Below are 25,178 nucleotides of genomic sequence, written 5' to 3'. Positions count from 1 at the left end.
AGCACAAGGATTTGGGATTTTAAAGCTAATATCTTGGAAACAATAATTAGCTTTTAAGCATTTCTAAAAAGACTTTCTGGGGAATTCTTACCTTCCCTTTTTCTTTTAATTCTTTTTTTCCTTTTTTCTGTTTTTCTAAAAGTTTTTTCTTTCTGGTATAGTCACCTCCATAGAGAGGAGCTATTACGTCTTTTCCCCTGGCCCTTAATGTTTCTCTGGCAACAATTTTCCCGGAAATTAAGGCCTGCAAAGGAACGGAAAACTGCTGGGAAGGCAAAATCTCTTTCAATTTCGTAACAATTTTTTTGCCCTCTTGATGAGCCTGACTTTCGGAAACAATTTTGGAAAAAGATTCTTCTTTTCTACCGGCAATTAAAACTTCCAATTTGACCAAATCTCCCATTCGATACTCCAAAAAATGGTAATTCAAAGAAGCATAACCCTGGGTTACTCCTTTTAGCTTGTCATAAAAATCAGAGATAATTTCTCTGAAAGGAGCTTCAAAAATTAAAAGTACTTTCTCCGGGCTTAAATATTTCTTGGTTTTATGAATGCCTTTTAATTTGGAGAGAATTCCCAAAACTTGTCCTAAATAATTCAAGGGGGTGATTATCTCCAGTTCAACCCAAGGCTCTTGAATCTCTTGAATATCTGAAGGATTTAACCCGCCTCCTATCATTCGCTCGTCAGACGAAACGGGCCAATCAGCGGCTGTCTTAATAGAAATTTCTCTGCCTTTCTTGTCTAAAATCTTGTAGGAAACTTGAGGGGCACTAACTATTAAATTAAGACCGAATTCCTGTTGGAGTCTTTCCACCACGATCTCAGCATGCAAGGTGCCTAAAAAACCACCCAAGTATCCTCTGCCCAAAGACCTTCGAGCTTCTAACTCGAAAGTAAAAGAAGGATCAGTTAGTCTGAATTTACTTAGAGCATTCTGTAATAAATCAAAATCATTAGGATCTTCTGGATATAAACTTACAAAGACCACTGGCTTGGGCTCCGAATAACCAGGCAAGGGCTTTACTAAGTGACTGGGCGACTGGACGGCTGAGTAGCTAATAATGGTATCCCCCACTTTCACTTTTCCCGGCTCTTTAATGCCGGTAGCAATGTAGCCTATCTCTCCAACTTTTAATTCTGTCTGAGCAGATAGCCCCGGAGAAAAAAATCCTACTTCTTTTACTGTTCCTTCGGTATTAGCTGCCAATAAATAAATGGGTTCATTGTTTTTGATTCTACCGTCAAATACTCTCACATAGACTATTACTCCTTTATAGGAGTCATATTTAGAATCGAAGATTAAGGCTCGGAAAGGTTTTTCCAGAGAACCCGATGGAGGAGGAATTTCTTTGATTATCTTTTCTAAAAGTCCTGCTACATTTTCTCCGTTTTTAGCTGAGATCGAAAGAATAGTTTCTGGTGAAACTCCTAGTTGCTGGCAGATCTCTGTTTTGGTTTCCTCAATCTGAGCATGGGCTAGATCTATCTTATTAACCACGGGAATAATTCTTAAATCCTGCTTACCGCGCAGCTCCGACGACTCGCCCCGTAGCTCGTCAGAGGCGATGGTATGGGGAGAAAGATGATGTCTCGGTTTTTTCGCTAACTCCAAATTGGCTAAAGTTTGGGCTTGAATCCCTTTGGCTGCGTCAACTAATAAAACAGCTCCTTCGACTGCCGCAAGAGATCGGGAAACTTCGTATGTAAAATCAACATGGCCAGGAGTATCAATCAGGTTTAAAATATATGGCTTAGCATCCAGGGTATAGAACATTCGCACCGGCTGCATCTTAATTGTTATCCCTTTTTCTTGCTCTAAACTCATTAGATCTAAATACTGAGGCCGCATCTTAGCTTTGGGAACAGTCTTGGTTAATTCCAAAAATCTGTCAGCTAAAGTTGACTTACCATGATCAATATGACTAATAATACAGAAGTTTCTAATATTGTCTTGATTTTCCATAAAAGACAGGTGTTCTAAGATTTACCCTCCCAAGTTTTACAAAGGAAAATTTAGGAGGGTTTGCCCGCCAAAATTTTTTGAAGAAAAACTTAGGAGGGTTTAGTTATTTCTATCTCTGAAGGGGCAATCTTTTTTTGAAACTGTTTTTTAAAAGAATCCGTAATTGCCGTTAGTTCGGGAAATTTAAAGATGAAAGCTATGGCAAAATATAATAGAACTCCTAAAAGTCCGGCTAAAGCTGTCTGGATAAAAAGCCCCCAGACTCTTTCTATGATAAAAAATTTGTCTAAAAAACGAAGGCTAAAATAAACAATAAATCCCATGAAAAGACTTGTAACAAAAACTTTTGTAAAGGAAGAAAAAATTTCTTTCCCTTTTAATCCGTCTATTTTTTTATTAAGAAAGGTCAAAAGAAAAAAGAACTGGAAAATGGCAGCTAAAGAAAAAGCCAAAGGAAGCCCAATAATTGAAATATTTTCAATACCTTTGAGTTTAAGGATATCCGACATCAAAATTTGGAAATAACTAGAATATTTTAAAAGCCAAATCAGAGAAAAACTTAAAATAATATTAATAACAACAGAGGCAACAGCAATTAAGGTGGGGGTTTTAGTGTCTTGAAAAGAAAAGAAAGCCCGAGAAATAAAAGGAATTAGAGCTGAAGCTAAAATTCCAATAGAAAAAAGTCCCAAAGAAGCGGCTGTTAGCCTGGTGTCTGACCAGTCAAAGTTACCCGGACCCAAAGTTCCCAAAACCAATCTGACCAGCTGAGCTCTTAAAATAAAAATTAAAACGCTTATGGGTATAATTAGAAAAACAATCTGACGAAAAACTGAAGAAAAAATTTCCAAAAATTTTTCCTTCTGACCTTTGGCCCAGTTCCTGGAAAGAGCGGGAAAGACAGCTAAGGCAAAAGGAATGCCAATGATTCCAATCGGAAAATAGTGAAGATCATTTGCATAATTAAAAATGGCAATGCCACCAACTATAGTAGAAGCTATGGCGGTGATAACAATAAGATTTATCTGTTGAGCAGCTATAGCAAAAGAACGGGGTATCATTAATCTAAAAATTTTTTTAATCGCAGGATATTTAAAATTGAAAAGTAATTTATAACGAAAACCGCAATTCCTCACCGAAGGCACTTGAATTATCAGGTGTAAAAAAGCTCCCAAAATTACTCCGTAAGACAAACCGGGCAAACCGAAAATAGGATAAAAAAACAGAATGCCGAAAATAATGCCAACATTGTAAAAGATAGGGGCTAAAGAATAGATAAAAAAACGGTTAAAATGATGCAAAACACCAGAAAATATGCTGGAAAGGCCAAATAAAATCGGACTTAAAAACATTAATCTGGTAAGAAAAACTGTTAAATTTTGGTCTTCGGCTGAAAAACCAGGGACAATAATTTTTATCAAGAACGGAGCTAAAATAAAAAGAACTAAAGAGCTTAAAATAAGTAAAAACAAAAAAACATTCAAAACATAACTTACCATCTCCCAGGCTTTTTCTTTTTCCTTTGAGAAATATTCAGAGAATATTGGCAAGAAAGCAACTGTCAGCCCTCCAACAATTAAAAAATTATAGACGAAATCAGGGATTCTGAAAGCTGCCAGATAAATATTCACTTCAGAACCTGTGCCAAAAAAACCAGCCAATAAACCATTTCGGACAAGCCCCAATAGTCGGCTGAAACCAGCTGAAAAACCGAGTAAAATCGCGGCGAAAGTAATAGTTTTAGTTTGAGAATTAAAAATCTGACTAAGATTCATCGTCAAAGATGAAATTTAAGCTAAAGAAAGTAGTGGTTCTATTTTAAAATTTTTATTGATTATTTACAAATCTTCTTTTTAAAAACAATAAAAAAAGCCCGAGCAGGCAGTAAGCCGAATTCTGTTGGATTATCCTTTACAAGATAACCCATGGCAATCATCTATCTGGGCCCTGAATTACTTCAAGGCTCAAGCGAACCACTTTTTCCAAGAAATTCTGTATGAATCCAGAACTCTTGATTTGTTCTTGCATCTAATAAGGATTTAGCCGTTTCATCTGCCTCTTCGGCAGGTCGCCGATGGGGCGACCCCGCCCTATAAGACAGCTCGCCAAGCACATACTTATGTGCTTGGCGCCTCAGTCCTTTCGGACTTCGGCGTCTCTGTTCGCACCTCTACCTCGCCTAATTTTTAGATAAAATTAGGCGGGCGACGGCCGTTAGCCGCTATCTTTTTAACCCATTATGGAGTAGATGTTCGGACTTTCCTCCAAGTACTCAAATTCTTGAGTGCTCAGCGATTGCCTTGCCTACTCGGACTACTATTATATTAACAAATTTGATGATTTTGTCAAGCTCAATTTTCCATTAAACTTGACTAAAACCATTGATGCTAAGTAAGTTTTTTGATAAAATAAGAACATGAACAGCAATAAATCAACCCCGAATCAAAGCAGATTCGGTACAAAGCACGTACAATTGTCTCCCAGTTCTCTGAGCCTATTTTTGGAGTGTCCATTCTGTTTCTGGCTTGAAAAAAAACACGGCATCAAAAGACCACCCCCATACCCCTATGCCTTAAATATAGCTGTTGACACTCTCTTAAAACAGGAATTCGATGACTATCGAGCCAAAGGAAAACTCCACCCTTTGATTGTTGAAAATAATATCCAGGCAAAACTCTTTCATGACCAAAACAGGTTGAATCAATGGCGTAGTAATTTTGAAGGAATACGTTACTATGATACCAAGCTTGAAGCAACTCTTATGGGGGCGGTTGATGATGTCTTAGAATTCCCTGATAATAAATTAGCTCCGCTTGATTACAAATCTACTGGCAGCAGGGGTACCTACTATCTATGACCGTTTCCAGCTTCAAATGGATGTTTATACATTTCTTTTAGAAAAAAATGGCTTTTTAACCCCAAAAAAGGGTTATTTGGCTTTTTATATAGTTGACAAGAAAAACGGATTTATTGACAGACTCCCTTTCAGAAAAGAACTCCACGAAATAACAACAGATCCTTCGTATGTCCAGGGACTTTTCGAAGAAGCAGTGACCCTTCTGAGAAAAAATATGCCACCTGCTCATCGCCAAGATTGCCGATTCGGCAAGTGGTTTAGAGAAGCTTCGAATTTTTAATCCTTCGACAATCGCAGGACAAGCCTAAACAAAAAATTGCCCTCCGCCGGGTGTTTCAGTTGAAAATTTAGGTCCCCCACTACCTAAAGATAGGTATGGGGGCAAGCCAAAATTGAACCTCTCTGGCAGGCTTAGAGCAAAGGAAATCTAATGTCGGGTAGGGTACAATGCCGAACCCACCAAAATTTTTCATAAAAACTTAGGTGAACGGGCGGGCGATTTTTTGGTAGGATGAAAACATCGCGCCACCCCGCTCCCAGCTTAGGGATGGGGGATACGAGATAAGTATGAAAAATCTTAAATACATTTTGGTTTTGCTTCTTGTTTTGGGAATTTTGTATTTTTTCCGGGTGGATATTTTACGTCTTTTTCCCCAATTCTCAGGCATTGAAGAGATATTCCCAGAAATAATCTCAAAACTTCCAATTGAAAAAATCAGGAAAGACGTTTCTTCTCCTCCTCCGCTTCGGGCAACCAAAGAATTCCCAGAATCTTTCCTCACTCGCTCGGGAATCATTACACTAACCAATATTCAGAGAAACGCTCATGGATTCCTGCCATTATCAAAGAACGAGCAACTGAATACGGCAGCTTTCCTCAAGGCGCAGGATATGTTTGAGAAACAATATTTTGGCCATGTTTCCCCTTTAGGGGTTGATGTTGGAGGCTTGGCCGATGATGCAGGGTATCAATTTATTGCAATTGGTGAAAATTTAGCGCTCGGCAATTTCGAGAACAATACAGCTGTGGTGCAAGGATGGATGGATAGCCAAGGGCATCGTGCGAATATTCTGAGTTCTCGCTATACAGAGATAGGGGTAGCTGCTGTAAAAGGTATGTTTGAGGGTAAATCAACCTGGATTGCGGTTCAAGAATTCGGCTTGCCCCTATCCGCCTGCCCAGAACCTGAAGAATCCTTAAAAGCGCAAATCGAGAGTAACGATATCCAGCTTCAAGAACTTGAAAGAGAACTAATAGTCAAACAAAAAGAGCTGCAACGTATGCGTCCAAAATGGGGGCCGGGATATAATAGAAAAGTTAAAGAGTATAATGCTCTGGTCACCCAATATAATAACCTTCTGGGGGCGGCCGAGGCGCTGGTTAGTGAATATAACAATCAAGTCAAAGTATTTAATGCATGTGCCGCTGGGTAGGGTGTTTCAGGTTCTCTTGTAGTCCATAACCCAAAAAATCGCCCTTTTGGAGATTTTGTGGGTTTTTTATTCTATATTAAAAGGGGTATAATAATAAAATAAGGTCGGTTAAAATAACTAAATTAAATATTGTAATAAGATGTATATTTATATTTTAATTGCTGGGTTTGGCGGGGGAGTTTTACGAGGCCTGGTTGGCTTTATCAAACATCAATACTCATATAAAAATGTAAAGTTCCAAATCCCCTATTTTTTGGTTATGATGTTCATTTCAGGAATTGTTGGTCTTTTGACAGCAGCAGCTATTAAAGAACTTGGTATTAATTTCTTGGGCATTCTTGAGCTCACACCAGTTTTAGCTCTTATTATCGGATATGCAGGAGGAGACTTCCTGGAAAACATTTACAAGATTATTATTAAGAAACCCTCGCTTTATTCTTTACCAGATGATTTGAAATAAAATAAGGTTGTATTTAAAAAATCGCCTTCTTGGCGATTTTTGGTTGGCTTGTCGTCCGTAGTTTTAGCGAAGGATGGCTCCCCCGATGGATGATGCTAGGGGTTATTTAAGCGACGAAATTATTTAACTATTAAGCGTTTAATCTTTTTGATGATGAAATAAATGAGGCAGGCGAGGAGATAGTAATAAAGTAGAACGATAAAAATGCCTAATAGATTAATTGGGCTACTTAAGGATTCTTCTACTCTGTGAAGAAAGTTAGCAAAAGGGAAAATGAGAGGGTTAAATTTTACTTCTTGAACAAATGGCGGAGGACAATTTAGACGACCACAATTATCTGAGGCAAACAATAAGGTAATTCCGAATTCAAATTGGGAAATCATTACATAAACCAATACTATTATTGCGATAAATATCCCTACCTTCCCCCAATTCGGTTTTAGAAATTCTTTGATAGCTTTCATATTGCCTCATTATACCTCCTATAAAACCCAAAACAATAGTCAAGTCCTTATTTTCAGTTTAAACTTATTTTAAATTTGAACCCTAACCTTAAATATGATATTTTGAAGATGAGAAGATTAAGTAAACAATAAATGAAAAAGAAAATTTATATAGGAGCTTTTACGTTTTTTGGAATATTGCTTCAGTTGTTAGTTCATGCTTTGGTCGAAATCTGGTATATTGGCCTACTTCTACGCGATTTCCCACAATATAGTCTTGGTTTCTCCTGGTCGCAATGGTTCATTGTCCATCATATAGGCACAGTCATTCTCTTTATTGCTGGGGTTATGTTTGGTTTCTGGCAGGGTAAATTCTGGTGGCGTAAAATTTACGATAAAGAATAAAATATGTTCATCAACGTTATAATTTATAGCCTTATAGCCGGCCTTTCCACTATTTTTGGAGTTTATCTTGTTCGCCGGTTTGAAGAATGGACAAAACGTAACGCTGTGCTTTTGATAAGTTTTGCAGTTGGGGTCTTGTTGGCTAGTGCTTTTTTTCACTTATTGCCAGAAGCAATTGAAATTAATCCTGTTTGGTTTTACTGGACTCTCGGCGCTATTATCTTTCTTTTTCTGATAGAACATTTCATTATTATTCACTCCTGCCGTGAAGAAGAGTGTGAAACACATACTTTAGGAATTACCAGTTTTTTAGGCATAGTCTTTCATTCTTTGATTGATGGAATTATTATTGGAGTAGGTTTTGGAATCGGCTTTAGTGTGGGCCTGGTGGCTTCTCTGGCCGTTATTTTCCACGAAACAGCAGAAGGTGTTTTTATCTACACATTATTAACTCATGATAAAACTTTTCGAAACAAAGCTTTAGTCTATTCCTGGATCGTAGCTTTAGCTACTCCTTTTGGAGCTATTATAACTTTTTTATTCATCCAAGGAGTTTCGCCAATCGTTCTGGGCTGGTTACTGGCCGCTGCTGCTGGTAGTTTTATCTATATTGGGGCTTCGGACTTAGTTCCAGAAATTCATAAAAAATATAATTTCCTGAATATGTTTTTAATTTTAATTGGCATTGCTTTTGTTTTTGTTATTGGTAAGTTTTTTGGCTAAAAAGCTTTGGAAAATATCTTAAAGAAATATAAAGTCACAAAAAAGGTCGAAAAAATAAAATTAAGAACCGTGGGAAACAAAGTTTTCAGAACCTTGATCCCTCCGGAATTAAGAATTGATAATTATGGATCACGAAGATTTTAAAAATTTAAAAGAAAAAAAGAAAGCTTTATTGGCTGTCTTTATTGTCCTTTTGAACATATTTCTAGCTGTCTTGATTGTTTCGACACTGGTTGATATCCAAAATAAAATCAAAACAGGTAAATATATCGGCCAGGAAATTGAGACAAAAAATACAATTACAATTTCCAATATTGGCGAAATTTACGCAAAGCCAGACTTAGCCCTAATCAGTTTCTCGGTAAAAACAGAGGCCAAGACAATTGCTGGAGCAATGAACAAAAACACAGAAAAAATGAACAGAGTCATTGATTCTGCAAAAGAAGAAGGCGTTGAAGAAAAAGACTTAAAAACCACTAGTTTTAATATTTATCCCCGCTATGAATGGTTCAAGGAAACTGGAATTCCTCTCTATCCTGAAGGAAAAAGAGTCCTTGTTGGATATGAAATAACTCAAAGTCTTCAAGTGAAAATTAGAGATATGAAGAACATTGGTAAAATTATTGAAGGAGCAACTACTGCCGGCGCCAACCAAGTCGGAAATCTGCAATTCACTATTGATAAACAAGATGAACTGAAAGCAGAGGCCAGAAAACAGGCAATCGACAAAGCCAAAATCAAAGCAAAGAAATTAGCCTCTCAGTTGGGAGTGAATTTAGTCAGAATCACCAATTTCAGCGAAAGCAGTGCTCTCCCCCGCTATTATGGATTAGGATTTGAAGAAATGGCGGGCATAGACGAGGCTGAAGTGCCCCAAATAGAAACTGGCGAAAATAAAATAACAGTTACAGTAACTATCACTTACGAAATTAATTAAATTAGATAAAAAAATGGATGTTCAAGAAGCCGTTAAAACAAGACGGGCAGTAAGAAGTTATAAACCAGACGCTGTGCCGGAAGAAAGTCTAAAAAGGATATTGGAGGCTGTAAGACTGGCGCCTTCTGCCAAAAATAAACAGGACTGGAAATTTATAGTAGTCAAAAATCCAGAAAAAAGAAAACAGCTAAGTGAAGCCGCCAGAAATCAAGAATTTATTGCCCAGACCCCAATGGTGATTGTTGGTGTCGCTTTAGATCCTGATTACATTATGGGTTCTGAAGTACCGGCTTATGCGGTGGATTTGGGAATTGCTATGGAACATATTGCCCTATCTGCCGTAGAAGAGGGCCTGGGAACCTGCTGGGTGGGAGGTTTCTCTCAAAAAGAGGTTAAAGAAGTTCTTAAAATTCCTGAGAAATACAAAGTAGTTGCTTTAATGCCACTTGGCTTTCCAGCTGACAAACCTGCGTCAAAAATAAGGAAGGATTTAGAAGAAATCACTTGCTACGAAAATTTTACTGAATAGCACATTTTTCTTTAAAAAGGTCGAAAATAAATTAACTTTACTAATATTTCGTTTAATAAACATTATGAAACAGATATCAATTCACGGCTATAGAACTAAATATGAAGATGAGGATTATAATGGGATAAAATATCTTCTTCAAGATTTGCAATATGATGAAGCTAAAGTTTTTTTTGAACAAGCCAGGCTTCGTCGTTCTGCCCAATTTGAGGATGACTTTGAGGGTCAGTACACTATCAGCTATAATTCAGATGGTACTTATACTTTAAGTAGAAGATAATAGATTAATAGTATGGAACAAAAACAAATAAAAATCAAAGCAAAGGATGATGATTTAAAGGGCGTCTACTCTAATTCAATGATGATCTCTCATACAAAAGAGGAGTTTTATCTTGATTTTTTTACCGTCTTTCCGCCTCAGGGAATTTTGGCCTCCAGGGTAATAATGAGCCCACGACATCTCAAAAAAATGATTGGAGTTTTGCAAGAGAATATGAAAAAATATGAAGATAAATTTGGCTCAGTTGAAGAAGCCAAAGAATCTGGGGCACACATAGGATTCCAACCTTAATTATTCAGAATGAACTTTCGGTCAGTGCAAAAAACTTATGGAGATCTAAGTCTCCTATGAGTATTGATTTTTCGAGCCAGATAACTATAATAAGGTTATACTAAAATTATATGAGTAGATTTGACCTTTTCACCGGTATAATTCTCCTTTTTGTATTAGTCTGGTATCTATCTAATTATATAAGTGGATTTGTAGTGAAATAGATTCTGAGAAAACATTGTACCTCCAACGCAAATCTTCGGTTGGATATTTTTAATTTCGGATTATTAATAATTTCATTTCGTTCTAATTGATTATTATGAAAAAAGATATACATCCAAAGTACTATAATAATTGTCGCGTGATTTGTGCCTGCGGCAATACTTTTGAGGTTGGTTCAACCAAAGAATACATTGAAGTTGAAATTTGCTCTAAATGCCATCCTTTTTATACTGGTAAAGAGAAAATTATAGATACGATGGGGCAAGTCGAAAGATTCAGAAAGAGATTAGCCAAGAAACGGAAACAAAAATAAATTTGTCATGGTAAGCCCCGAAGAGACCCAAAAAGAATACGACGACATTATTAAAAAGCTCAGTGACCCTGAGCTGGTGTCGAATTGGGGAAATTTTGAAGAATTATCAAAAAAAAAGAATTATCTCGAAAAAATCATTACTAAGACCAATGAACTTCAGGATATAAAAAAAAGGATTGAAGAAGACCAAACGATTTTAAATGCTAAAGAAAATCCGTCTCTTATCGGTCTAGCTGAGAGTGAATTATCTAATCTCTATAATCAAGAAGAAAAGTTAAAAAATGAGTTAAATAACCTGTTGAAAAGAGAAGAAGAACCAAGAATTGATTCTGTAATTATTGAAATTCGGGCTGGTACCGGCGGAGAAGAAGCCTCTCTTTTTGCTAAAGATCTTTTTAGAATGTATTCAAAATATGCTCAATCTTGTGGCTGGAAGCAAAGAACTTTGGCTTCAAGGTTGGGTGATTTGGGGGGCTATAAAGAGGTAATATTTGAATTATCTGGTAGTAATGTTTTCTCGGAAATGCAATACGAAGGAGGAGTGCACCGGGTTCAAAGAATACCTGAAACTGAAAAATTAGGAAGAATTCATACTTCAACAACTACGGTGGCTGTTTTGCCAAAGCCAAAAAAAACCCAGATTAAAATAAATCCTAGTGACTTAAAGATTGACCTTTATCGAGCTTCTGGTCCTGGCGGACAACATGTCAACAAAAGAGAAACGGCAGTAAGAATTACTCATCTACCCTCTGGTATTGTTGTAACTTCTCAAGCTGAAAGAAACCAACGTCAAAATAAAGAAAACGCAATGACAATTCTGGAGGCTAAACTTCTAGAAAAGAAAGAGATGGCTGATCAGGAAGAACTTCATGAAAAAAGAAAAACTCAAATTGGCTGGGCAAAAAGAGCTGAAAAAATCAGAACTTATAACTTTCCTCAAAATAGATTAACCGATCATCGGATTAAAAAAAGTTGGAAAAATTTAGAAGAAATTTTCGAAGGAAAGTTAGGAATTGTTATCAAAAACCTAAGAGCCAATTTATAAGGGATTATTCTTCTTATTGAAAAAATCGCCTCAAAGGCGATTTTTTAGTTTGCGCTGAACGGAGCCGGAGTTGGCGATTTTTTTGTTGGCTCAGTTGGCTCAGACAGATAAACGAACCTATTGACTTTTTTCAATTGTTTCAATATCGGCCTGATACTTATTGGCTAAACCCATAACAGAGTCTCCGTAAAATCGATACCTTGGATTAGTAGAACCCGAAAAATAAATCATCACTGCTTTCCACTCTGAATTATAGGTCTGATTAGCTGCCCCATAGTCTGATAAATATAAAGCAGCGGCCAAAAAAGCATCCCTGATATCCCAAGGATCAGCGGTCTTGCCCGTAATTTTAGCCGCCCTATCCTTATATATATTCCAGGTGGAAGGAATAAATTGGGCTGGTCCCATTGCCCCTCCCCAACCAAAAGACATTGGACAAGAAACCGGAGTGCCGTAAGGGTCTCGACCCAAGGCCTTTGTAATATTTAAAAAAGGAGAGACATCGCGTGAGGGCTTCATTACTCTGGGAATTTCTTTGTCACTATTGCTAATTCTAACCCCTGCTCCTGTTTTCGGATTCGACAAGTAACATTGCCCAACATTTTTACCAATATTTGATTCTTGAGTCAAAACTGCCAATACAAGAGCTGGCCTTACTCCGGTAACACTCTCAACGTAATAAGCCAAATCCAAGGCTTCTCCAAAAGTTGGCGCTTCTGGTACACCGACTAATTCGAAAATTCTCTTTCTAATTTCGGCTGCTTTGGCCTGAGTTTCTTGAAGATATTTTTGATAAATGGCTTCTTTGCCCTTAGTTTTATCTAAAAGATAAGATTTGTCTAATTTGACCTGCTCGCCCTCTTTTTTTTGGAGCACTTGAATGGCCAGCAATCTTTCGAGGTCTATTTTCTCGTCATCTAAATTTTCTTTTTGAATCTCGAGTTGTGACTTAAGTTTTTTAATACTTTGCAGCAATTGAGCGCTTTCAATGCTCAAAGCTTCCAGTCCAGCCAAATTCTCAAAGAAATCAGAAAGCTCATCTTCTAAAAGCAATGCTTCAAATAAAGACCTCTGGTCTTCTTCATAGATTAAACGTAAAATATTAGCTAATTTCTGACGAGAATTTCCGATATTCCCGCCAGTCACCTCAATAGAATATCCCGTATCTTTAATCTGGAAACCGACATCTCTTATCATTACAGTTGAACTCTGAATTTGGAGGTTTAATTTCTCAATTCTACTCTTTAGAATATAAATTTGATTTTGAAGGGTCTTTTTCTCTTGTTGGGTTTTAGTGATATCGTTTTCATATTGAGTAATCTGTTCCTCCAGCCCTTCAAGTTCCTTCTCTAGGGCTTGACGCTCCTCTTGAGACGTTAAAGCAAGGCCCTGGAAGCCAGGTAAAACAAAAGCTAAAAACAGTAAAATACTAAGGAAAATTTTAAGAAACCTTAATCTGGTCATTTTTGAGAATAATCCGAATTGTCGATTACAGATTATTGTTCGCTGCTTTCAATCCTCTCTTCTCCCTCTGTCTTCTCTTCTTTTCCCGCTATTTTAATTTCTTCCACCTTCTCTTCAACCGGTTTTTCTAATTCTTCTTCAACTTTTTCTGGCGGAGTAACTAAAACTATAACTTCATCTGGCTCTTTCAGAATTTTTATTTCTTTTGGCAGCTTTAAATCCTGAATTAGAATTTTATCTTCAAAAGTTTTTAAACTTTCAATCGAAACTTTAATTTCTTTGGGAAGATTTTGGGGTAAGGATTTTACTCTAAGCTCTGAAATATTTCTAACCAAAGTCCCCCCTAATTCCTTAACAGCCTTAGCCTCTCCTTCAAAAGCCAAAGGAACCTCGGCCTCAACCTCTTTAGTAAGAGAGGTCTGGTAAAAATCAACATGAATTGGCTCATCTGAAATAGAATCCTTTTGAATTTCGTAAATTAAGACAGGATACTCTTTTTTTAGCCCCGGTAGTCGTAATTTAATTAAAGAGCTTTCTCCCGCCTCTTTATATGTTTTTTTAAACTCCTTAAGGTCAACCTCCAGGGAAAGAGTTTTCAATTTTGGCCCATAAACCACAGCAGCTAAAAGGCCCTTTTCTTTAAGGGCTTTTGCTTTTTTCTTGGTGTCTTGGCGAATTTTTGCTGAGAGAATAAGCATTCTATTTTTTAATAATATGAATTATCTGGACCGGGCAGCTATCGGCAGCCTCCTGATTGCATTCTATTTCTTCTACCTCCAGCTCATAATTCCCTTCTGAATTTTTTCTTCCCTCTTTCAAATTGCTCTTTCCATCTTCGTCCATCTCCCAAAATTTCGGGCACAAAACTACGCAAGAACCACATCCAATGCATTTTTCACGTTCCTGAATTATCTTCGTCATTATCAGAAAAAACGTTATTTAATAAAAAAATCGTTTGAATAAAACCATTTATCTTGCCTGAACTCTTCGTAAAGGGCACAACCAATACAGGCAGGAATTGCAATCCGGTGAAGACCTTTCTCTGTTTTTGATCGTTCTAAAAGAATCTCAAAGGTCTTGATTTGACTGGGCTTAATACAAGTTTCAACTACATCAACTTCTGAACAATTGCCATATTGATAAGACTCGAAGCCTCCTTCGTTTATCTCTAAATAATAAGGATAACAGGAAGAAAAGCAAATTTCTTCTCTTGAATCGTTGGTTATTTTTATCTTCGGATTTTCTCCCTGTAAATACTCTGCTTTATGGGTAGTAATAGTAGCTCCCTCTTCTTTGATTTTATAACCCTTCCAGCCGAACCAACCAATAATTAAGATAAGCAAAACGACTATCAGAACAATGAAAACCAAGATTTTTTTCATGCTTATTTTTTTCTAATGATAAATCTTTTTTCCAATTCTTCTAAAGTTTCAGTAATGCCGGTATATTCTAATTCGGTGAAAGGGAGCATAGCCTGGCCATAAAATCCTTGTCTCCTTATCTCTTCAGCCTTCCGAGAGGTCTTGTTTCTGATATAGTCCCAAAAAGGCTGATCGAAAGCATCGGCTGGTTCTGTCAATTTACCGTCTTTTACGCAAAAGGCTAAACAAGAAACTATTGGTGGTCCATCGAAAAATGAAATTGGAGAGTTCTTTTTGACCGGCATTAAAGGTCCTACATGAGAACCACGCATAAAGCCTGCAACATAGGGCGATATAGCATAGGGAGAAAGGATCTCGCCCGTAGCTGGAAAGTTTTTTTGGCTTCTTACTAGCATTACCGGATCGTCTTTACCAACATATTTTCCAGCGATATTATGTAATCTTGTGGTGCTGACAACTGCTGCTTGCTCGTTTGTAGCTCTTGACCAAATTGACTCTACCACAAATCTTCCTGGATCTCTCAAGAGAGCTGCAATATCATATATTTCTTCTGGGGCGTTCAATTCAATAACCTTATCAGCTTTAGTATAACTAACATCCATAATGAAAAATTTAAAACCCTTTTTTATTTGAGGAGAAAGCATGAAGCCCGCATTATGCATCGGGTCAGTAAAGGTTAAGTATAATGGCAAATTATAAGTCCCGGGGTCGGTTTTATCTGCAGCAAAGAAAAGAAAAGGTTCGGCTGGCCTTTCTTCAATTTCCATTTCAGCGATAGCCGGCCCCATTCCTTTAACGTTTCCAGAAAAAGTATCTTTTAATAAATCCTGACCTGCCCCATAAAGACCCTGACTTTTCGCCATTTCCGTTCCAGTTATAAAAGCATCCCAACAAAGTTTGTGCACTTTTTCATCTAAAACCCCCCTCTGATGAGTACTTAAAATAGCAATATCGTCACCGGTAAAACCAATATAGTAATCGATGAACAATCCTTTGCCTTTTTTTTTCACATAATTTTCAACTGTTTCAACCAATTTTTGGCTGGGTTTGATATGCCCGCCAATACTTCCGATATCTGCCTTAATTATTGATAAAGTAATTTTCGCCATATATATTACTCCAAATTACTTTCGTAATTTGGAAATTACATTTTTATATTACCATAATTTAATTTTAGATAAAAGGCCTATCGACTTTTTTTAAGTTGTTTTTCTTTTTTGGCTAATCTTAAAATAGTAGGAATAACGGTATCGGGATTTAAAGATATTGATTCAATCCTTTGTTCGACAAGGAATTCTGCAAATTCCGGGAAGGTACTGGGAGCCTCACCACAAATTCCCACATATTTTTTCTTCCTTTTACATTCTTGGATTGCTATCTTAACTAAATTCTTCACGGCTTCATTTCTTTCGTCACCCACTGAAGCCACTAAAGCTGAATCTCTGTCTAAACCCAAAGTAAGCTGGGTTAAATCGTTTGAACCAATGCTCATACCATCAAAAATTTTGAGAAACCGATCAGCCAAAATAACATTTGACGGAATCTCACACATCACAATAACCTTTAGATTGTCTTTCCCCTTTTTCAGTCCATTTTTTGCCATTAAGCTTAAGACTTTCTTCCCTTCTTCAACTGTTCTACAAAAAGGCACCATTGCCCAGATATTTTTAAGACCAAATTTGTCTCTTGCTCTGATTATCGCTTGGCATTCCATTTGGAAGGCAGGCTTGAATTTCTCATTATAGTACCTTGAAGCTCCCCGCCAGCCAATCATGGGATTTGCCTCTTCTGGCTCAAAAAGCTCACCTCCAATTAATTCCCGATATTCGTTCGATTTGAAATCAGATAATCTGACAATCACTGGCTTTGGAAAGAAAGCCGAGCTTATTTGGGCAATGCCTTCAGCTAATTTTTCAACGAAATAATCTCTCTTGTCTTTGTATCCAAAGGTAATTTTCTCGATTTTTCTTTTCAGTTTTTTATCTTTTAATTTTTTAAAGTGATAAAGAGCAAGAGGATGAATCTTAATTTTATCAGCCAAGATAAATTCAATTCGAGCTAGCCCTACTCCTTCATTTGGTAAAAAAGATGTTTTAAAAGCAATATCAGGAGTTCCAAGGTTTACCATTATTTTTGTTTTTAGTTCTGGGATTTTCTTAAGATTGTATCTTTTGACCTTAAAGGGCGTTTTGCCAAAAAATATTTTTCCTTCCAGGCCCGAAGTACAATCAACTGTCGTCATACTGCCAGTTTTTAGAATTTGAGTGGCCTTCTCTGTGCCAACAATACAAGGAATTCCTAGCTCCCTTGAAATAATGGCTGCATGGCAGGTTTTTGAGCCTTCATTGGTAACAATGGCTGAAGCTATTCTCATTATTGGCACCCAGTCAGGGTCTGTCATTTTAGTAACTAAAACTTCTCCTTTTCGAAAAAGATGAATTTTTGAAATGTCGGATATTACTCTGACTTTACCCTGGCCAATTTTATTTCCTACTGCTATCCCGGTTATAATTGGTTTTTTTGTTGTCCTCAATTTATATTCTTCATAAAATTGAACTTTTTTTGAAGCATGGATTGTTTCTGGCCGAGATTGAGTAATAAATAATTGATTTAATTTACCGTCTTTTGCCCATTCAATATCTTGGGGCATCCATCTCTTCTTCAATTCGGAATAATGATCCTCGATTATTATGGCCCAACGAGCTAAAGTCAGGGCTTCTTTTTCGGTTAAAGCAAATCTTTTCTGATCTTTTTGAGAAACGTTTATTTCTTTTAACCCGCCGCCTCTGGCAAAAATGAATTTTTTAGTTTTTCTTCCCAGCTTTTTAATGATAATGGATTTATATCCTTTCTTTAGGGTTGGTTTAAAAACAAAAAATTCATCTGGGGTAATCTTTCCTTTGACAACCATTTCCCCTACCCCGTAAATGGAATTTATTAAAATAACATTGGGAAAGCCGGTTTCAGTATCCAGAGTAAATATTATGCCGGCAGAAGCAATATCTGAACGAACCATCTTTTGAATTCCCACCGAAAGAGCAAGGTCTAACTGGGAAAAGCCTTTTTCTTCCCGGTAAGCCATCACTCTATCATTAAAATTGGAGGCAAAACATTTTTTGATAGCTACCAGTAAATTATTATTCCCTCTAACATTTAAAAAAGTCTCGAATTGACCAGCAAAAGAAGCTTCTGGCATATCTTCTGCTACCCCTGAAGATCTAACCGCTACCTCACAATTTCTACCGTATTTTTTTTCCAGTCTACTGTAAGCTTTGGCTATTTCTCTTTTAAACTTTTCTGAAAATTTTGATTTTAAAATGAGGCCACGAGCTTTCTTTCCTGTCTTCTGTAGATATCTAATATTCTGTCCAGCCTGTCCTCCGTAGCTTTTGGCGAAGGAGGAAAAAATATCCTTTAAAGTTTTGTCTATCTCATTTGTTTTCAAAAAGCGCCAATAGGCCTTAGTTGTAACAGCGAAACCATCTGGAATATTTACTCCCTTTCTGGTTAACTGAGAATACATCTCCCCCAAAGAGGCATTTTTCCCTCCAACTGCAAGAATATCTCCATAACTAATTTCTTTAAACCATAGAATGTCTTTTTTCGATTTTTTCATGCCTTAATAATTTTTTTTAATTTCTCTACGCTTTCTGGATTAGCTAAAGTAGAAAGATCCCCTAATTCTTCTCCGGTGAACAATTTTCTTAGGATTCTGCGCATAATTTTACCAGACCTTGTTTTCGGCAAGTCTTCTACTAAATAAACCTTCTTAGGCAGGGCAATAGGGCCTATCTCTCTTTTGATCTGATCAACAACCCCTTTTTCTATTTCTTTGACTTTTCTGTCCTTTTTTGAGACCACGAAAGCTACCGGTACCTCTCCCCTTATTGCGTCCGGTACGCCAATTATGGCACACTCTATAATATCTAAATGTTTAGCAACAGCATTTTCTAACTCACCTGTGGTTACCCTATGACCAGCTACTTTAATAACATCATCCACCCTGCCGACAATCCTAATAAGACCTGCTTTATCTTTATAGGCTGCATCTGAAGTAAAATAAATTTCCTGCCCATATTCTGACCAGTAAGTTTTCAAATATTTCTCTGGATTTTTGTAAACTCCTCTTAATAATCCCGGAGAAAAAGGAGGTAAAAGAACCAAGTTGCCCTCCTTATTTGGGGGCAGAGATTTTCCCTTTTCATCTAAGATATCAACTTTAATACCAGGAAAAGGCAAGCCTGCCAAGGTCGGTTTAAATGGGCCAATTCCGGGTAGTGAAGTAATTAAAATCCCGCCGGTTTCTGTCTGCCACCAGGTATCTACGATCGGACACCTTTCTTTGCCAACTTCTTTAAAATACCAATGCCAAGCAGTATCATCTATGGGTTCTCCTACCGAACCCAGAATTTGCAAGGTATCAAATTTATATTTCTTGAGAAGCTCTGTCCCGTATTTTGCGAACATCCGAACAGCCGTAGGAGCCGTATAGAAAGTTGTCACACCATACTTCTCAATTATTTGGCACCATCTGTCATGATTTGGCCAATCTGGCGCTCCTTCAAAAATTACAAAAGTTATTCCATTAAGCAGGGGGCTATAACAACTGTAGGTGTGACCCGTTATCCAGCCGACATCAGCCATTGACCAAAAAATATCATCTTTTTTTAAATCAAATATCCATTTGCCGGTAAAATTCGCCTGAACCGTATAACCACCGCAAGTATGAATACATCCTTTTGGTTTACCGGTACTGCCCGATGTGTAAAGGATAAATAAAATGTCTTCTGAATCCATTATCTCTGGCTGACAAACATCGCTTTCTGTTTTAATTAAATCTTCCCACCAAAAATCTCGGTTTTCCTGCCAAGAAATTTCATTACCTGCCCTTTTTACCACTATTGCCCTATCTACTTTTGTTTCTTTAATTCCTTCGTCAGCATTTTTCTTTAAATTAATAACCTGACCTCTTCTATAGTAACCATCGGCCGTAATTAAAATTTTAGCTTCGGTATCTTGCAGTCTTACCCTCAAAGCTTGGGGAGAAAAAGCCGAGAACACCACAACGTGAATTGCGCCAATTCTGGCACAAGCCAACATAGCAATCATAACCTCTGGAATCATTGGCAGATAAATTCCGACTCTATCTCCTTTTTTCACTCCCATTTTCTTTAAGGCGTTGGCAAATTTATTAACTTCTTTATATAGATCCTGGTAGGTTAGCTTTCTTTCTTTTTCCCCCGTCGGTTCTGGCTCCCAAATTAAAGCCACTTTATCTTTTGCCTTTGCCAGGTTCCTATCTAGACAATTTTCAGTAATGTTCAGTTTTCCTCCAACAAACCATTTAAAGTATGGCGGCTGATGAGAAAATGGCTTTTCCCATTTCTTTTGCCAAGAAAGTTCTCCTGCTAATTTCTCCCAAAATTCAATCGGGTCTTGATCGGCCTCTTTATAAATTGAATCGTCATTTACCCAAGCTCTTTTTTGAAAATCTTTGGTTGGATAGTATGAATCACCTTTTTTGATAAGTTTTTGATTTTTGGCAGACATATTTTAAAATCTCAAATTTTTTACCGTGATTATATTATACCTAAAACAAAAAGCAAAACCAACTAAATAGCAGGAACTGGCCCCTGCCATATCAACTTTATCTTTTTAGCTTATTAATTTTGAATTCGCTATTCACAGATAAATATTCCACTACTACAAGCAGGATCAGTATCATACTGGGCAGATCTAAGCCCATAATCTACACACCAGAATTTCCCTGAATTTAATTGAACCTCAACACAGTACTTATTCCAGAGAGGAGGACTGTATGCCTGGACACCCGGTCCAGACCCTCCCTCAAGGTTTTGTCCTCCTTGATCAGCGATGTCATCACAGAGAGTCTGAATATTGATATCACCGTTACAGTGCACACGACTATAATTACCATATTTAGAAAAAATAATTTCAGCTTGGATTCGAATCTGAGCCATATCACTTATAATCCTGGCGTCTCTTGCTTTGTCCCGTGCTCCACCTAAAGCCACCAAAACAATTCCAGCTAAAATACCAATAATAGCAATAACCATTAAAAGTTCAATGAGAGTAAAGCTTTTTTCTGTTTTGTTGTCTGTTTTTAATTCCACAATATCCTAAAATCCATTAAGAAATCATCACAATAAGAGTGTGTCTCCTTTAAGATTATTATGCCTTTAAAACTTCAGGAAAAATTAAGGAAAACTAAATAAAAAACCAGATAAAGCTAAACCTTGCCTGGTATAAAATTATATTAAAAATTTATAATTGTTTTCCTACAAATTCGGTAAATTCGGCCAAACGACACGCATATCCCCATTCGTTGTCGTACCAGGCAACAACCTTAACTAGACTATCTTTGGCCATAGTTAAAGAACTATCGACAATAGCTGAAAAAGAATTGCCGATATAATCAGAAGAGACTAAAAGAGCATCTTCTATCCCTAAAATACCTTTGAAATTTTCAGCTTTTGAAGCCTTCTTGAAAGTATAATTTACTTCTTGGGCAGTAGTTTTCTTTTCTACTTCACAAATTAGGTCTAAAATTGAAACGGTAGGAACAGGAACCCTAAAGGCAATACCATCCAATTTACCATCGAGCTCAGGAATAACACTACCAATGGCTTTGGCAGCTCCTGTAGAAGTAGGAATAATATTTAAAGCTGCGGCTCTTGTTCTTCTCAAATCTTTGTGAGCTATGTCTAAAATCCGCTGGTCATTGGTATAACTATGGCAAGTAGTTATAAAACCACGAATTATTTTAAAATTATCATTTAAAACTTTAGCTATCGGGGCCAAACAATTAGTTGTGCAAGAAGCCATTGAAATTACATTGTCTTCTTTTGGACTATACTTCTCTTCATTAACCCCTAACACAAACATATTCACTTCAGGGCTTTTACAGGGAGCAGAAATAATGACTTTTTTAGCGCCCGAAGCCAAATGTCTTTTTGCTCCTTCATAATTAGTAAAACGGCCCGTACATTCTAAAACAATATCTATGTCCAGATTCTTCCAGGGAAGCTTTGCAGGGTCGGTCTCAGCTAACACCTTAATCTTTTTTCCATCACTGGTACCATTGATCAAAAGAGAATCTTCAGTAAATTTGACTTGTTTACTATAAATCCCGTAAACAGAATCATACCTTAACAAATGAGCAAGGGTCTCTGTGCCTGTTAAATCATTAATTGCCACTATTTCCAAATTTGGGTGGTCTTTTAAAATCTTTTTGAAAGTAGGACGCCCTATCCTTCCAAAACCATTTATAGCAATTCTTGTCATAATTTATTATAGGCCGGCCAACTTGCCCCGCACCGAGCTTCGCTCTGGTGCGGGGTGCGACCAAAGCCATTAATTACAACTTTTATTGGCATAATCTTTTGATGTTTAATTATAATCCTTGTTTCGTCCCTTTCATTTTTCTAATTAATTCTTCTCTCAATTGCTCTGCTATTTGAGGATCAAGGCCTGGAAGGAGACCTTCGCTTAAGATATATCCAGAATATCCCGCGGTCTGGATTTTAAGACTAGAAAGGCCGAGAAGTCTAGCAACTAGCCCTCGATGGATATCCACATTCTGAACTCGTTCGTAAGGAATTGACACATAGTGTTTGGCGATTACTCCTTTTTCTATTTTTACGGTATCTTCAGTAAGTTGGTATTTGTAGTTACGGTAAGTCCAGGTGGCCCAGAAGTAGAGAAAAATAACAAAAAATCCGCTGAAACCCAGAAATAGGAACGGTATCAAAATCATAAAAATATATGAAACTCCGAATTTATAAAGGGAAAAAATAGCTAAAAAAACATAGACCGAAAGCGGAACAAAAATAAATGTAAGTCCAACTATATAACTCCAGAAAAATAACCACTTTGCTTTAGGATGAAGTTGTTGCATGGCTACAATCCTTGCTTAGTTCCTTTTGCCCGCGTTATCAACTCCTCTTGCAACTGTTCGGCTATTTGCGGATCCAAACCGGGGAGACGACCTTCGGTTGCTATCCCCCTTCGACTGTATCCAGAATACCCTGCGGTCTGGATTTGGAGATCAGACAATCCAAGAAGCCTGGCTATAATACCGCGATGGATATCGACGTTCTGTATCCTTTCGTAAGGAACGGAGCTGTATTTTTTTGCAATCACACCTCGTTCTATTTTTACCACGTTTTCGGTAAGCTGGTACTTGTAGTTATTATAAGTCCAGACTGCCCAGAAATAGATAAACAAGACAAAAAAAGCAAGTAAAAAGAAAAATGATGGTAAAAAGTATATAATCAAAGGTCTAAGGTTTCCTTCCTCGCCTGTAAGTAGATTTACAAACAAAGAACCCAGCCAAATAGAAATAAATAGAATAATAAAAAATGATCTAAAAAGAAATGACCAGAAAAATAGCCAAACTGCTTTAGGGTGTAAATGTTTCATAAAAATAAAATTATAAAAAATTTTAATTCTGGCTTTTGGAATTTTTATTCTTTTATATTCAAAAGTTCAGAAATTTTCTCCTTATCAAAGCCTACTATAATTTGGCCGTCAATATCAACTACCGGCACTCCCATCTGGCCTGAGTTCTTAACCATTTCGTCGAGAGCTTGTTTGTTTTGAGAAACATCAATATCTTCAAATTCAATACTGTGTTCCTTTAAGAATTCCTTCAAGGTAACACAATAAGGACAGGTGGGCGTACTAAATACTTTGACCATAGTTTGAAATTTATTAACTAATAATTAAAGTGTATTACAAATTGCGTTTAGTGCAAAGTAAGACCTTTGGCATTAAGTTAAGTTGATTAATTTTTCTTAGTTTTCCTTTCTGGCAGGCTTTTTCGTTGAATTCTTTTACTTTATCAGTTCTGCTGCCAAAAATCAAAACTGGTACTGGTTCTACGCAATGTCTTTGAAGCAAGGAACAGGTTGAATGATCTCCAGTAACGACAATCAAAACGTTTTTAAGCTTTAAAAATGTCTTTATATTTTTATCAATTTTCTCGATAAATTCTTTTTTTCCGGGAAAGTTTCCGTCTTCAGCTAAATTATCAGCAGCTTTAATATGACAAAAAATGAAGTTGTACCCCGCACCAGAAACTGCGTTTCGATGCGGGGCAGGTTTTTTAAGAGCTTTTTTAGCTCCTTCAAACTTGCCTTTAAGATTAGTGCTGGCAAAGCCGGTGGCACCTTTAATTTTAATTAATTTCATCCCTAAGATTTTAGCAATTCCTTTATAGAGAGCGCCACCGGCAATACAGCAAGCTTTTAATTGATATCTTTGATAGAAGCTGGGAATTTTTCTGAGCTTACCGGCCCCCCTAACTAATAAATAGTTAGCCGGCGTTTTCCTTAATTTTACTCTTTTTTTGTTTAAAGGATGATTTCTTAAAATTTGATAGGCCTTCTCTAAAAATTTATTTAAGACTTGAGCTGTATATTTTGCCTCTCTAGATTTATTTTGAGGAAAAACCTTTTTTACTCTAACTCCGACTTTGTGGGGATCCGAATCTGTAATTTTATCAGAAGGATTTCGCCCCCGTCTTCCTAGATTTTTTTTAAAATTTGGGAGGGCTCGCAAAATCAATACTGCCCGGTGTCCATAAGATTTTTTAACTAAAAACTTAATTCCTTCAATGTTCATTCCATCCAGAGCTTTTACTAATGGCAGGGTCTCATTGATTCTCCCTGCCCTTCTATCAATAACTTTAAGGTTTTTGTTTACCGTGCCAAAATTTGCTCTCAAGGCTACGTCTCCTTCTTTTAGATCAAATCCAATGCCGGCAGCCTCATAAGGTCCTCGCCCCAGATAATAGACCTTAGGATTATAACCAAACAGAGCCAAATGAGCGGTATCTGATCGAGGATACCTCTGCCAAGGAAAATAAAAAGGTTTAATTAGGCCGCAAATCCCATTCTTAGCTAACCAATCTAAATTAGGGGTTTTAGCTGCTTCGAGTGGTGTTTTGTTTCCGAGCTTCGGGATAGGCTTATCTCCTAACCCATCAATAATAATAAATATAATTTTCATAAAATTTCCTAATTGCCGATTCCCTCTCCAAAAATCTCGTTCATCTTAGCCCTGGTGGTTGAACCAACGTAACCAGTGCCTTCCGTTAATTCCCAGGGGACTAAGATGTCTTGAGCATATTTTTCCTGAAAATGAATTACCGCTTTCTTAGTTAAAGGGCCAAACCAACCAGAAACTATGCCTTCAGGATAAATTGCTGTTCCTTGGGTTTTAAGGAAGATCTGTAAGTATCTGACGTCATCATTTGTCTGGTCATATTCAAGATTAATGATGAATCTGTAATTAGCTGGGATTTCTTCAGTGACCTCCTTTTCCAGGAGTTGAGCTATCTGAGCTTTTAATTGAGCAATGAAAGCTGAAATTTCCGCAATCTTAACTTTAAGTTCCTCTATTGTCATCTCAGAAATTGGTTTTTC

At 37.0% G+C, this 25,178-nt stretch carries 29 protein-coding genes and 1 other RNA gene; 12 read left to right on the top strand and 18 right to left on the bottom strand.

What is annotated here, in order from left to right; all coding sequences use genetic code 11:
* Positions 1-46: 46 nt before the first annotated feature.
* The 3 genes from lepA to rnpB all read right to left on the bottom strand — a co-directional run bounded on the left by lepA (position 47) and on the right by rnpB (position 4,277).
* A complete protein-coding gene (gene lepA / locus ENH66_01530) occupies positions 47-1,966 on the bottom strand; it encodes an elongation factor 4 (GenBank protein ID HDZ54364.1) in 1,920 nt (639 codons plus the stop codon).
* 89 nt (positions 1,967-2,055) lie between these two features.
* Positions 2,056-3,741 carry a murein biosynthesis integral membrane protein MurJ gene (gene murJ / locus ENH66_01525; GenBank protein ID HDZ54363.1) on the bottom strand — a complete coding sequence of 562 codons (1,686 nt, stop codon included), beginning with the start codon at positions 3,739-3,741 and terminating at the stop codon, positions 2,056-2,058.
* 95 nt (positions 3,742-3,836) lie between these two features.
* Positions 3,837-4,277, bottom strand: an RNA gene (gene rnpB / locus ENH66_01520) — RNase P RNA component class A.
* A 189-nt stretch (positions 4,278-4,466) separates the two neighbouring features.
* Here rnpB and ENH66_01515 point away from each other — a divergent pair.
* The 4 genes from ENH66_01515 (at position 4,467) to ENH66_01500 (ending at position 6,717) form a co-directional block, all read left to right on the top strand.
* Complete coding sequence (locus tag ENH66_01515; GenBank protein HDZ54362.1) at positions 4,467-4,823, top strand: hypothetical protein; 357 nt, start codon at positions 4,467-4,469, stop codon at positions 4,821-4,823.
* Positions 4,780-5,103 carry a hypothetical protein gene (locus ENH66_01510; GenBank protein ID HDZ54361.1) on the top strand — a complete coding sequence of 108 codons (324 nt, stop codon included), beginning with the start codon at positions 4,780-4,782 and terminating at the stop codon, positions 5,101-5,103. Before ENH66_01515 ends, ENH66_01510 begins: the two co-directional genes overlap by 44 nt.
* Before the next feature lie 287 nt (positions 5,104-5,390).
* Entirely contained in the window at positions 5,391-6,257 is an 867-nt protein-coding gene (locus ENH66_01505; protein HDZ54360.1) for a CAP domain-containing protein, read from the top strand.
* A 139-nt stretch (positions 6,258-6,396) separates the two neighbouring features.
* Entirely contained in the window at positions 6,397-6,717 is a 321-nt protein-coding gene (locus tag ENH66_01500) for a hypothetical protein (GenBank protein HDZ54359.1), read from the top strand.
* Positions 6,718-6,836: 119 nt separating this feature from the next.
* Here ENH66_01500 and ENH66_01495 read toward each other — a convergent pair whose 3' ends face one another.
* The gene (locus tag ENH66_01495) at positions 6,837-7,181 is read right to left on the bottom strand and encodes a hypothetical protein (protein ID HDZ54358.1); all 345 of its coding nucleotides are present in this window, start codon (positions 7,179-7,181) and stop codon (positions 6,837-6,839) included.
* A gap of 132 nt (positions 7,182-7,313) precedes the next feature.
* On the opposite strand from ENH66_01495, the gene ENH66_01490 reads away from it, so the two are divergent.
* From ENH66_01490 to ENH66_01455, 8 genes are all read left to right on the top strand, one after another.
* The gene (locus ENH66_01490; protein HDZ54357.1) at positions 7,314-7,565 is read left to right on the top strand and encodes a hypothetical protein; all 252 of its coding nucleotides are present in this window, start codon (positions 7,314-7,316) and stop codon (positions 7,563-7,565) included.
* 3 nt (positions 7,566-7,568) lie between these two features.
* A complete protein-coding gene (locus ENH66_01485) occupies positions 7,569-8,288 on the top strand; it encodes a hypothetical protein (GenBank protein HDZ54356.1) in 720 nt (239 codons plus the stop codon).
* 124 nt (positions 8,289-8,412) lie between these two features.
* Entirely contained in the window at positions 8,413-9,225 is an 813-nt protein-coding gene (locus ENH66_01480) for a DUF541 domain-containing protein (protein ID HDZ54355.1), read from the top strand.
* A 13-nt stretch (positions 9,226-9,238) separates the two neighbouring features.
* Positions 9,239-9,754, top strand: coding sequence for a nitroreductase (locus ENH66_01475; protein HDZ54354.1), 516 nt, complete (start codon positions 9,239-9,241; stop codon positions 9,752-9,754).
* A gap of 64 nt (positions 9,755-9,818) precedes the next feature.
* A complete protein-coding gene (locus ENH66_01470) occupies positions 9,819-10,034 on the top strand; it encodes a hypothetical protein (protein ID HDZ54353.1) in 216 nt (71 codons plus the stop codon).
* Between the two features lie 12 nt (positions 10,035-10,046).
* Positions 10,047-10,325: a DUF3467 domain-containing protein gene (locus ENH66_01465; protein ID HDZ54352.1), complete on the top strand. Its 279-nt coding sequence runs from the start codon at positions 10,047-10,049 to the stop codon at positions 10,323-10,325.
* A gap of 298 nt (positions 10,326-10,623) precedes the next feature.
* Entirely contained in the window at positions 10,624-10,839 is a 216-nt protein-coding gene (locus ENH66_01460) for a 50S ribosomal protein L31 (GenBank protein HDZ54351.1), read from the top strand.
* A gap of 7 nt (positions 10,840-10,846) precedes the next feature.
* Positions 10,847-11,884 carry a peptide chain release factor 1 gene (locus tag ENH66_01455; protein HDZ54350.1) on the top strand — a complete coding sequence of 346 codons (1,038 nt, stop codon included), beginning with the start codon at positions 10,847-10,849 and terminating at the stop codon, positions 11,882-11,884.
* A gap of 117 nt (positions 11,885-12,001) precedes the next feature.
* Here the strand turns inward: ENH66_01455 and ENH66_01450 are convergent, their stop codons facing one another.
* The 14 genes from ENH66_01450 to ENH66_01385 form a co-directional block, all read right to left on the bottom strand.
* Positions 12,002-13,348: a hypothetical protein gene (locus ENH66_01450; GenBank protein HDZ54349.1), complete on the bottom strand. Its 1,347-nt coding sequence runs from the start codon at positions 13,346-13,348 to the stop codon at positions 12,002-12,004.
* A 32-nt stretch (positions 13,349-13,380) separates the two neighbouring features.
* Complete coding sequence (locus ENH66_01445; protein HDZ54348.1) at positions 13,381-14,046, bottom strand: 50S ribosomal protein L25; 666 nt, start codon at positions 14,044-14,046, stop codon at positions 13,381-13,383.
* A 1-nt stretch (position 14,047) separates the two neighbouring features.
* Positions 14,048-14,269, bottom strand: a complete 222-nt coding sequence (locus tag ENH66_01440; GenBank protein HDZ54347.1) for a ferredoxin — start codon at positions 14,267-14,269, stop codon at positions 14,048-14,050.
* Positions 14,270-14,283: 14 nt separating this feature from the next.
* Positions 14,284-14,730: a hypothetical protein gene (locus ENH66_01435; GenBank protein HDZ54346.1), complete on the bottom strand. Its 447-nt coding sequence runs from the start codon at positions 14,728-14,730 to the stop codon at positions 14,284-14,286.
* 2 nt (positions 14,731-14,732) lie between these two features.
* Positions 14,733-15,839 (bottom strand): fructose 1,6-bisphosphatase, encoded by a 1,107-nt coding sequence (locus ENH66_01430; protein HDZ54345.1) that lies wholly within the window; start codon positions 15,837-15,839, stop codon positions 14,733-14,735.
* 77 nt (positions 15,840-15,916) lie between these two features.
* Complete coding sequence (locus ENH66_01425) at positions 15,917-18,346, bottom strand: phosphoenolpyruvate synthase (GenBank protein HDZ54344.1); 2,430 nt, start codon at positions 18,344-18,346, stop codon at positions 15,917-15,919.
* On the bottom strand, positions 18,343-20,280 hold the full coding sequence (gene acs, locus ENH66_01420) for an acetate--CoA ligase (GenBank protein ID HDZ54343.1): 1,938 nt from the start codon (positions 20,278-20,280) through the stop codon (positions 18,343-18,345). Before acs ends, ENH66_01425 begins: the two co-directional genes overlap by 4 nt.
* 128 nt (positions 20,281-20,408) lie before the next feature.
* Entirely contained in the window at positions 20,409-20,807 is a 399-nt protein-coding gene (locus ENH66_01415) for a hypothetical protein (protein ID HDZ54342.1), read from the bottom strand.
* Between the two features lie 208 nt (positions 20,808-21,015).
* Entirely contained in the window at positions 21,016-22,038 is a 1,023-nt protein-coding gene (gene gap / locus ENH66_01410) for a type I glyceraldehyde-3-phosphate dehydrogenase (GenBank protein HDZ54341.1), read from the bottom strand.
* 106 nt (positions 22,039-22,144) lie between these two features.
* On the bottom strand, positions 22,145-22,648 hold the full coding sequence (locus tag ENH66_01405; protein HDZ54340.1) for a hypothetical protein: 504 nt from the start codon (positions 22,646-22,648) through the stop codon (positions 22,145-22,147).
* 2 nt (positions 22,649-22,650) lie between these two features.
* Complete coding sequence (locus tag ENH66_01400) at positions 22,651-23,172, bottom strand: hypothetical protein (protein HDZ54339.1); 522 nt, start codon at positions 23,170-23,172, stop codon at positions 22,651-22,653.
* A 44-nt stretch (positions 23,173-23,216) separates the two neighbouring features.
* The gene (locus tag ENH66_01395) at positions 23,217-23,450 is read right to left on the bottom strand and encodes a glutaredoxin family protein (protein HDZ54338.1); all 234 of its coding nucleotides are present in this window, start codon (positions 23,448-23,450) and stop codon (positions 23,217-23,219) included.
* 34 nt (positions 23,451-23,484) lie between these two features.
* On the bottom strand, positions 23,485-24,762 hold the full coding sequence (gene apgM / locus ENH66_01390; GenBank protein HDZ54337.1) for a 2,3-bisphosphoglycerate-independent phosphoglycerate mutase: 1,278 nt from the start codon (positions 24,760-24,762) through the stop codon (positions 23,485-23,487).
* A gap of 8 nt (positions 24,763-24,770) precedes the next feature.
* Positions 24,771-25,178, bottom strand: a 408-nt coding sequence (locus ENH66_01385; protein ID HDZ54336.1) for a hypothetical protein, incomplete at its 5' end; no start/stop codon positions are given.

It is taken from the genome of Candidatus Nealsonbacteria bacterium (assembly GCA_011050465.1).
In the GTDB taxonomy this organism is placed as follows: domain Bacteria; phylum Patescibacteriota; class Minisyncoccia; order Minisyncoccales; family RBG-13-36-15; genus RBG-13-36-15.
This window is presented reverse-complemented; position numbering and strand designations above follow the sequence as displayed.

Excerpts from the sequence above, each read along its gene's own strand:
- lepA (HDZ54364.1), bottom strand. The coding sequence starts at position 1,966 with ATGGAAAATCAAGACAATATTAGAAACTTCTGTATTATTAGTCATATT.
- murJ (HDZ54363.1), bottom strand. The coding sequence starts at position 3,741 with ATGAATCTTAGTCAGATTTTTAATTCTCAAACTAAAACTATTACTTTC.
- ENH66_01505 (HDZ54360.1), top strand. The coding sequence starts at position 5,391 with ATGAAAAATCTTAAATACATTTTGGTTTTGCTTCTTGTTTTGGGAATT.
- ENH66_01500 (HDZ54359.1), top strand. The coding sequence starts at position 6,397 with ATGTATATTTATATTTTAATTGCTGGGTTTGGCGGGGGAGTTTTACGA.
- ENH66_01495 (HDZ54358.1), bottom strand. The coding sequence starts at position 7,181 with ATGAAAGCTATCAAAGAATTTCTAAAACCGAATTGGGGGAAGGTAGGG.
- ENH66_01490 (HDZ54357.1), top strand. The coding sequence starts at position 7,314 with ATGAAAAAGAAAATTTATATAGGAGCTTTTACGTTTTTTGGAATATTG.
- ENH66_01485 (HDZ54356.1), top strand. The coding sequence starts at position 7,569 with ATGTTCATCAACGTTATAATTTATAGCCTTATAGCCGGCCTTTCCACT.
- ENH66_01480 (HDZ54355.1), top strand. The coding sequence starts at position 8,413 with ATGGATCACGAAGATTTTAAAAATTTAAAAGAAAAAAAGAAAGCTTTA.
- ENH66_01475 (HDZ54354.1), top strand. The coding sequence starts at position 9,239 with ATGGATGTTCAAGAAGCCGTTAAAACAAGACGGGCAGTAAGAAGTTAT.
- ENH66_01470 (HDZ54353.1), top strand. The coding sequence starts at position 9,819 with ATGAAACAGATATCAATTCACGGCTATAGAACTAAATATGAAGATGAG.
- ENH66_01465 (HDZ54352.1), top strand. The coding sequence starts at position 10,047 with ATGGAACAAAAACAAATAAAAATCAAAGCAAAGGATGATGATTTAAAG.
- ENH66_01460 (HDZ54351.1), top strand. The coding sequence starts at position 10,624 with ATGAAAAAAGATATACATCCAAAGTACTATAATAATTGTCGCGTGATT.
- ENH66_01455 (HDZ54350.1), top strand. The coding sequence starts at position 10,847 with ATGGTAAGCCCCGAAGAGACCCAAAAAGAATACGACGACATTATTAAA.
- ENH66_01450 (HDZ54349.1), bottom strand. The coding sequence starts at position 13,348 with ATGACCAGATTAAGGTTTCTTAAAATTTTCCTTAGTATTTTACTGTTT.
- ENH66_01445 (HDZ54348.1), bottom strand. The coding sequence starts at position 14,046 with ATGCTTATTCTCTCAGCAAAAATTCGCCAAGACACCAAGAAAAAAGCA.
- ENH66_01440 (HDZ54347.1), bottom strand. The coding sequence starts at position 14,269 with ATGACGAAGATAATTCAGGAACGTGAAAAATGCATTGGATGTGGTTCT.
- ENH66_01435 (HDZ54346.1), bottom strand. The coding sequence starts at position 14,730 with ATGAAAAAAATCTTGGTTTTCATTGTTCTGATAGTCGTTTTGCTTATC.
- ENH66_01430 (HDZ54345.1), bottom strand. The coding sequence starts at position 15,839 with ATGGCGAAAATTACTTTATCAATAATTAAGGCAGATATCGGAAGTATT.
- ENH66_01425 (HDZ54344.1), bottom strand. The coding sequence starts at position 18,346 with ATGAAAAAATCGAAAAAAGACATTCTATGGTTTAAAGAAATTAGTTAT.
- acs (HDZ54343.1), bottom strand. The coding sequence starts at position 20,280 with ATGTCTGCCAAAAATCAAAAACTTATCAAAAAAGGTGATTCATACTAT.
- ENH66_01415 (HDZ54342.1), bottom strand. The coding sequence starts at position 20,807 with ATGGTTATTGCTATTATTGGTATTTTAGCTGGAATTGTTTTGGTGGCT.
- ENH66_01405 (HDZ54340.1), bottom strand. The coding sequence starts at position 22,648 with ATGCAACAACTTCATCCTAAAGCAAAGTGGTTATTTTTCTGGAGTTAT.
- ENH66_01400 (HDZ54339.1), bottom strand. The coding sequence starts at position 23,172 with ATGAAACATTTACACCCTAAAGCAGTTTGGCTATTTTTCTGGTCATTT.
- ENH66_01395 (HDZ54338.1), bottom strand. The coding sequence starts at position 23,450 with ATGGTCAAAGTATTTAGTACGCCCACCTGTCCTTATTGTGTTACCTTG.
- apgM (HDZ54337.1), bottom strand. The coding sequence starts at position 24,762 with ATGAAAATTATATTTATTATTATTGATGGGTTAGGAGATAAGCCTATC.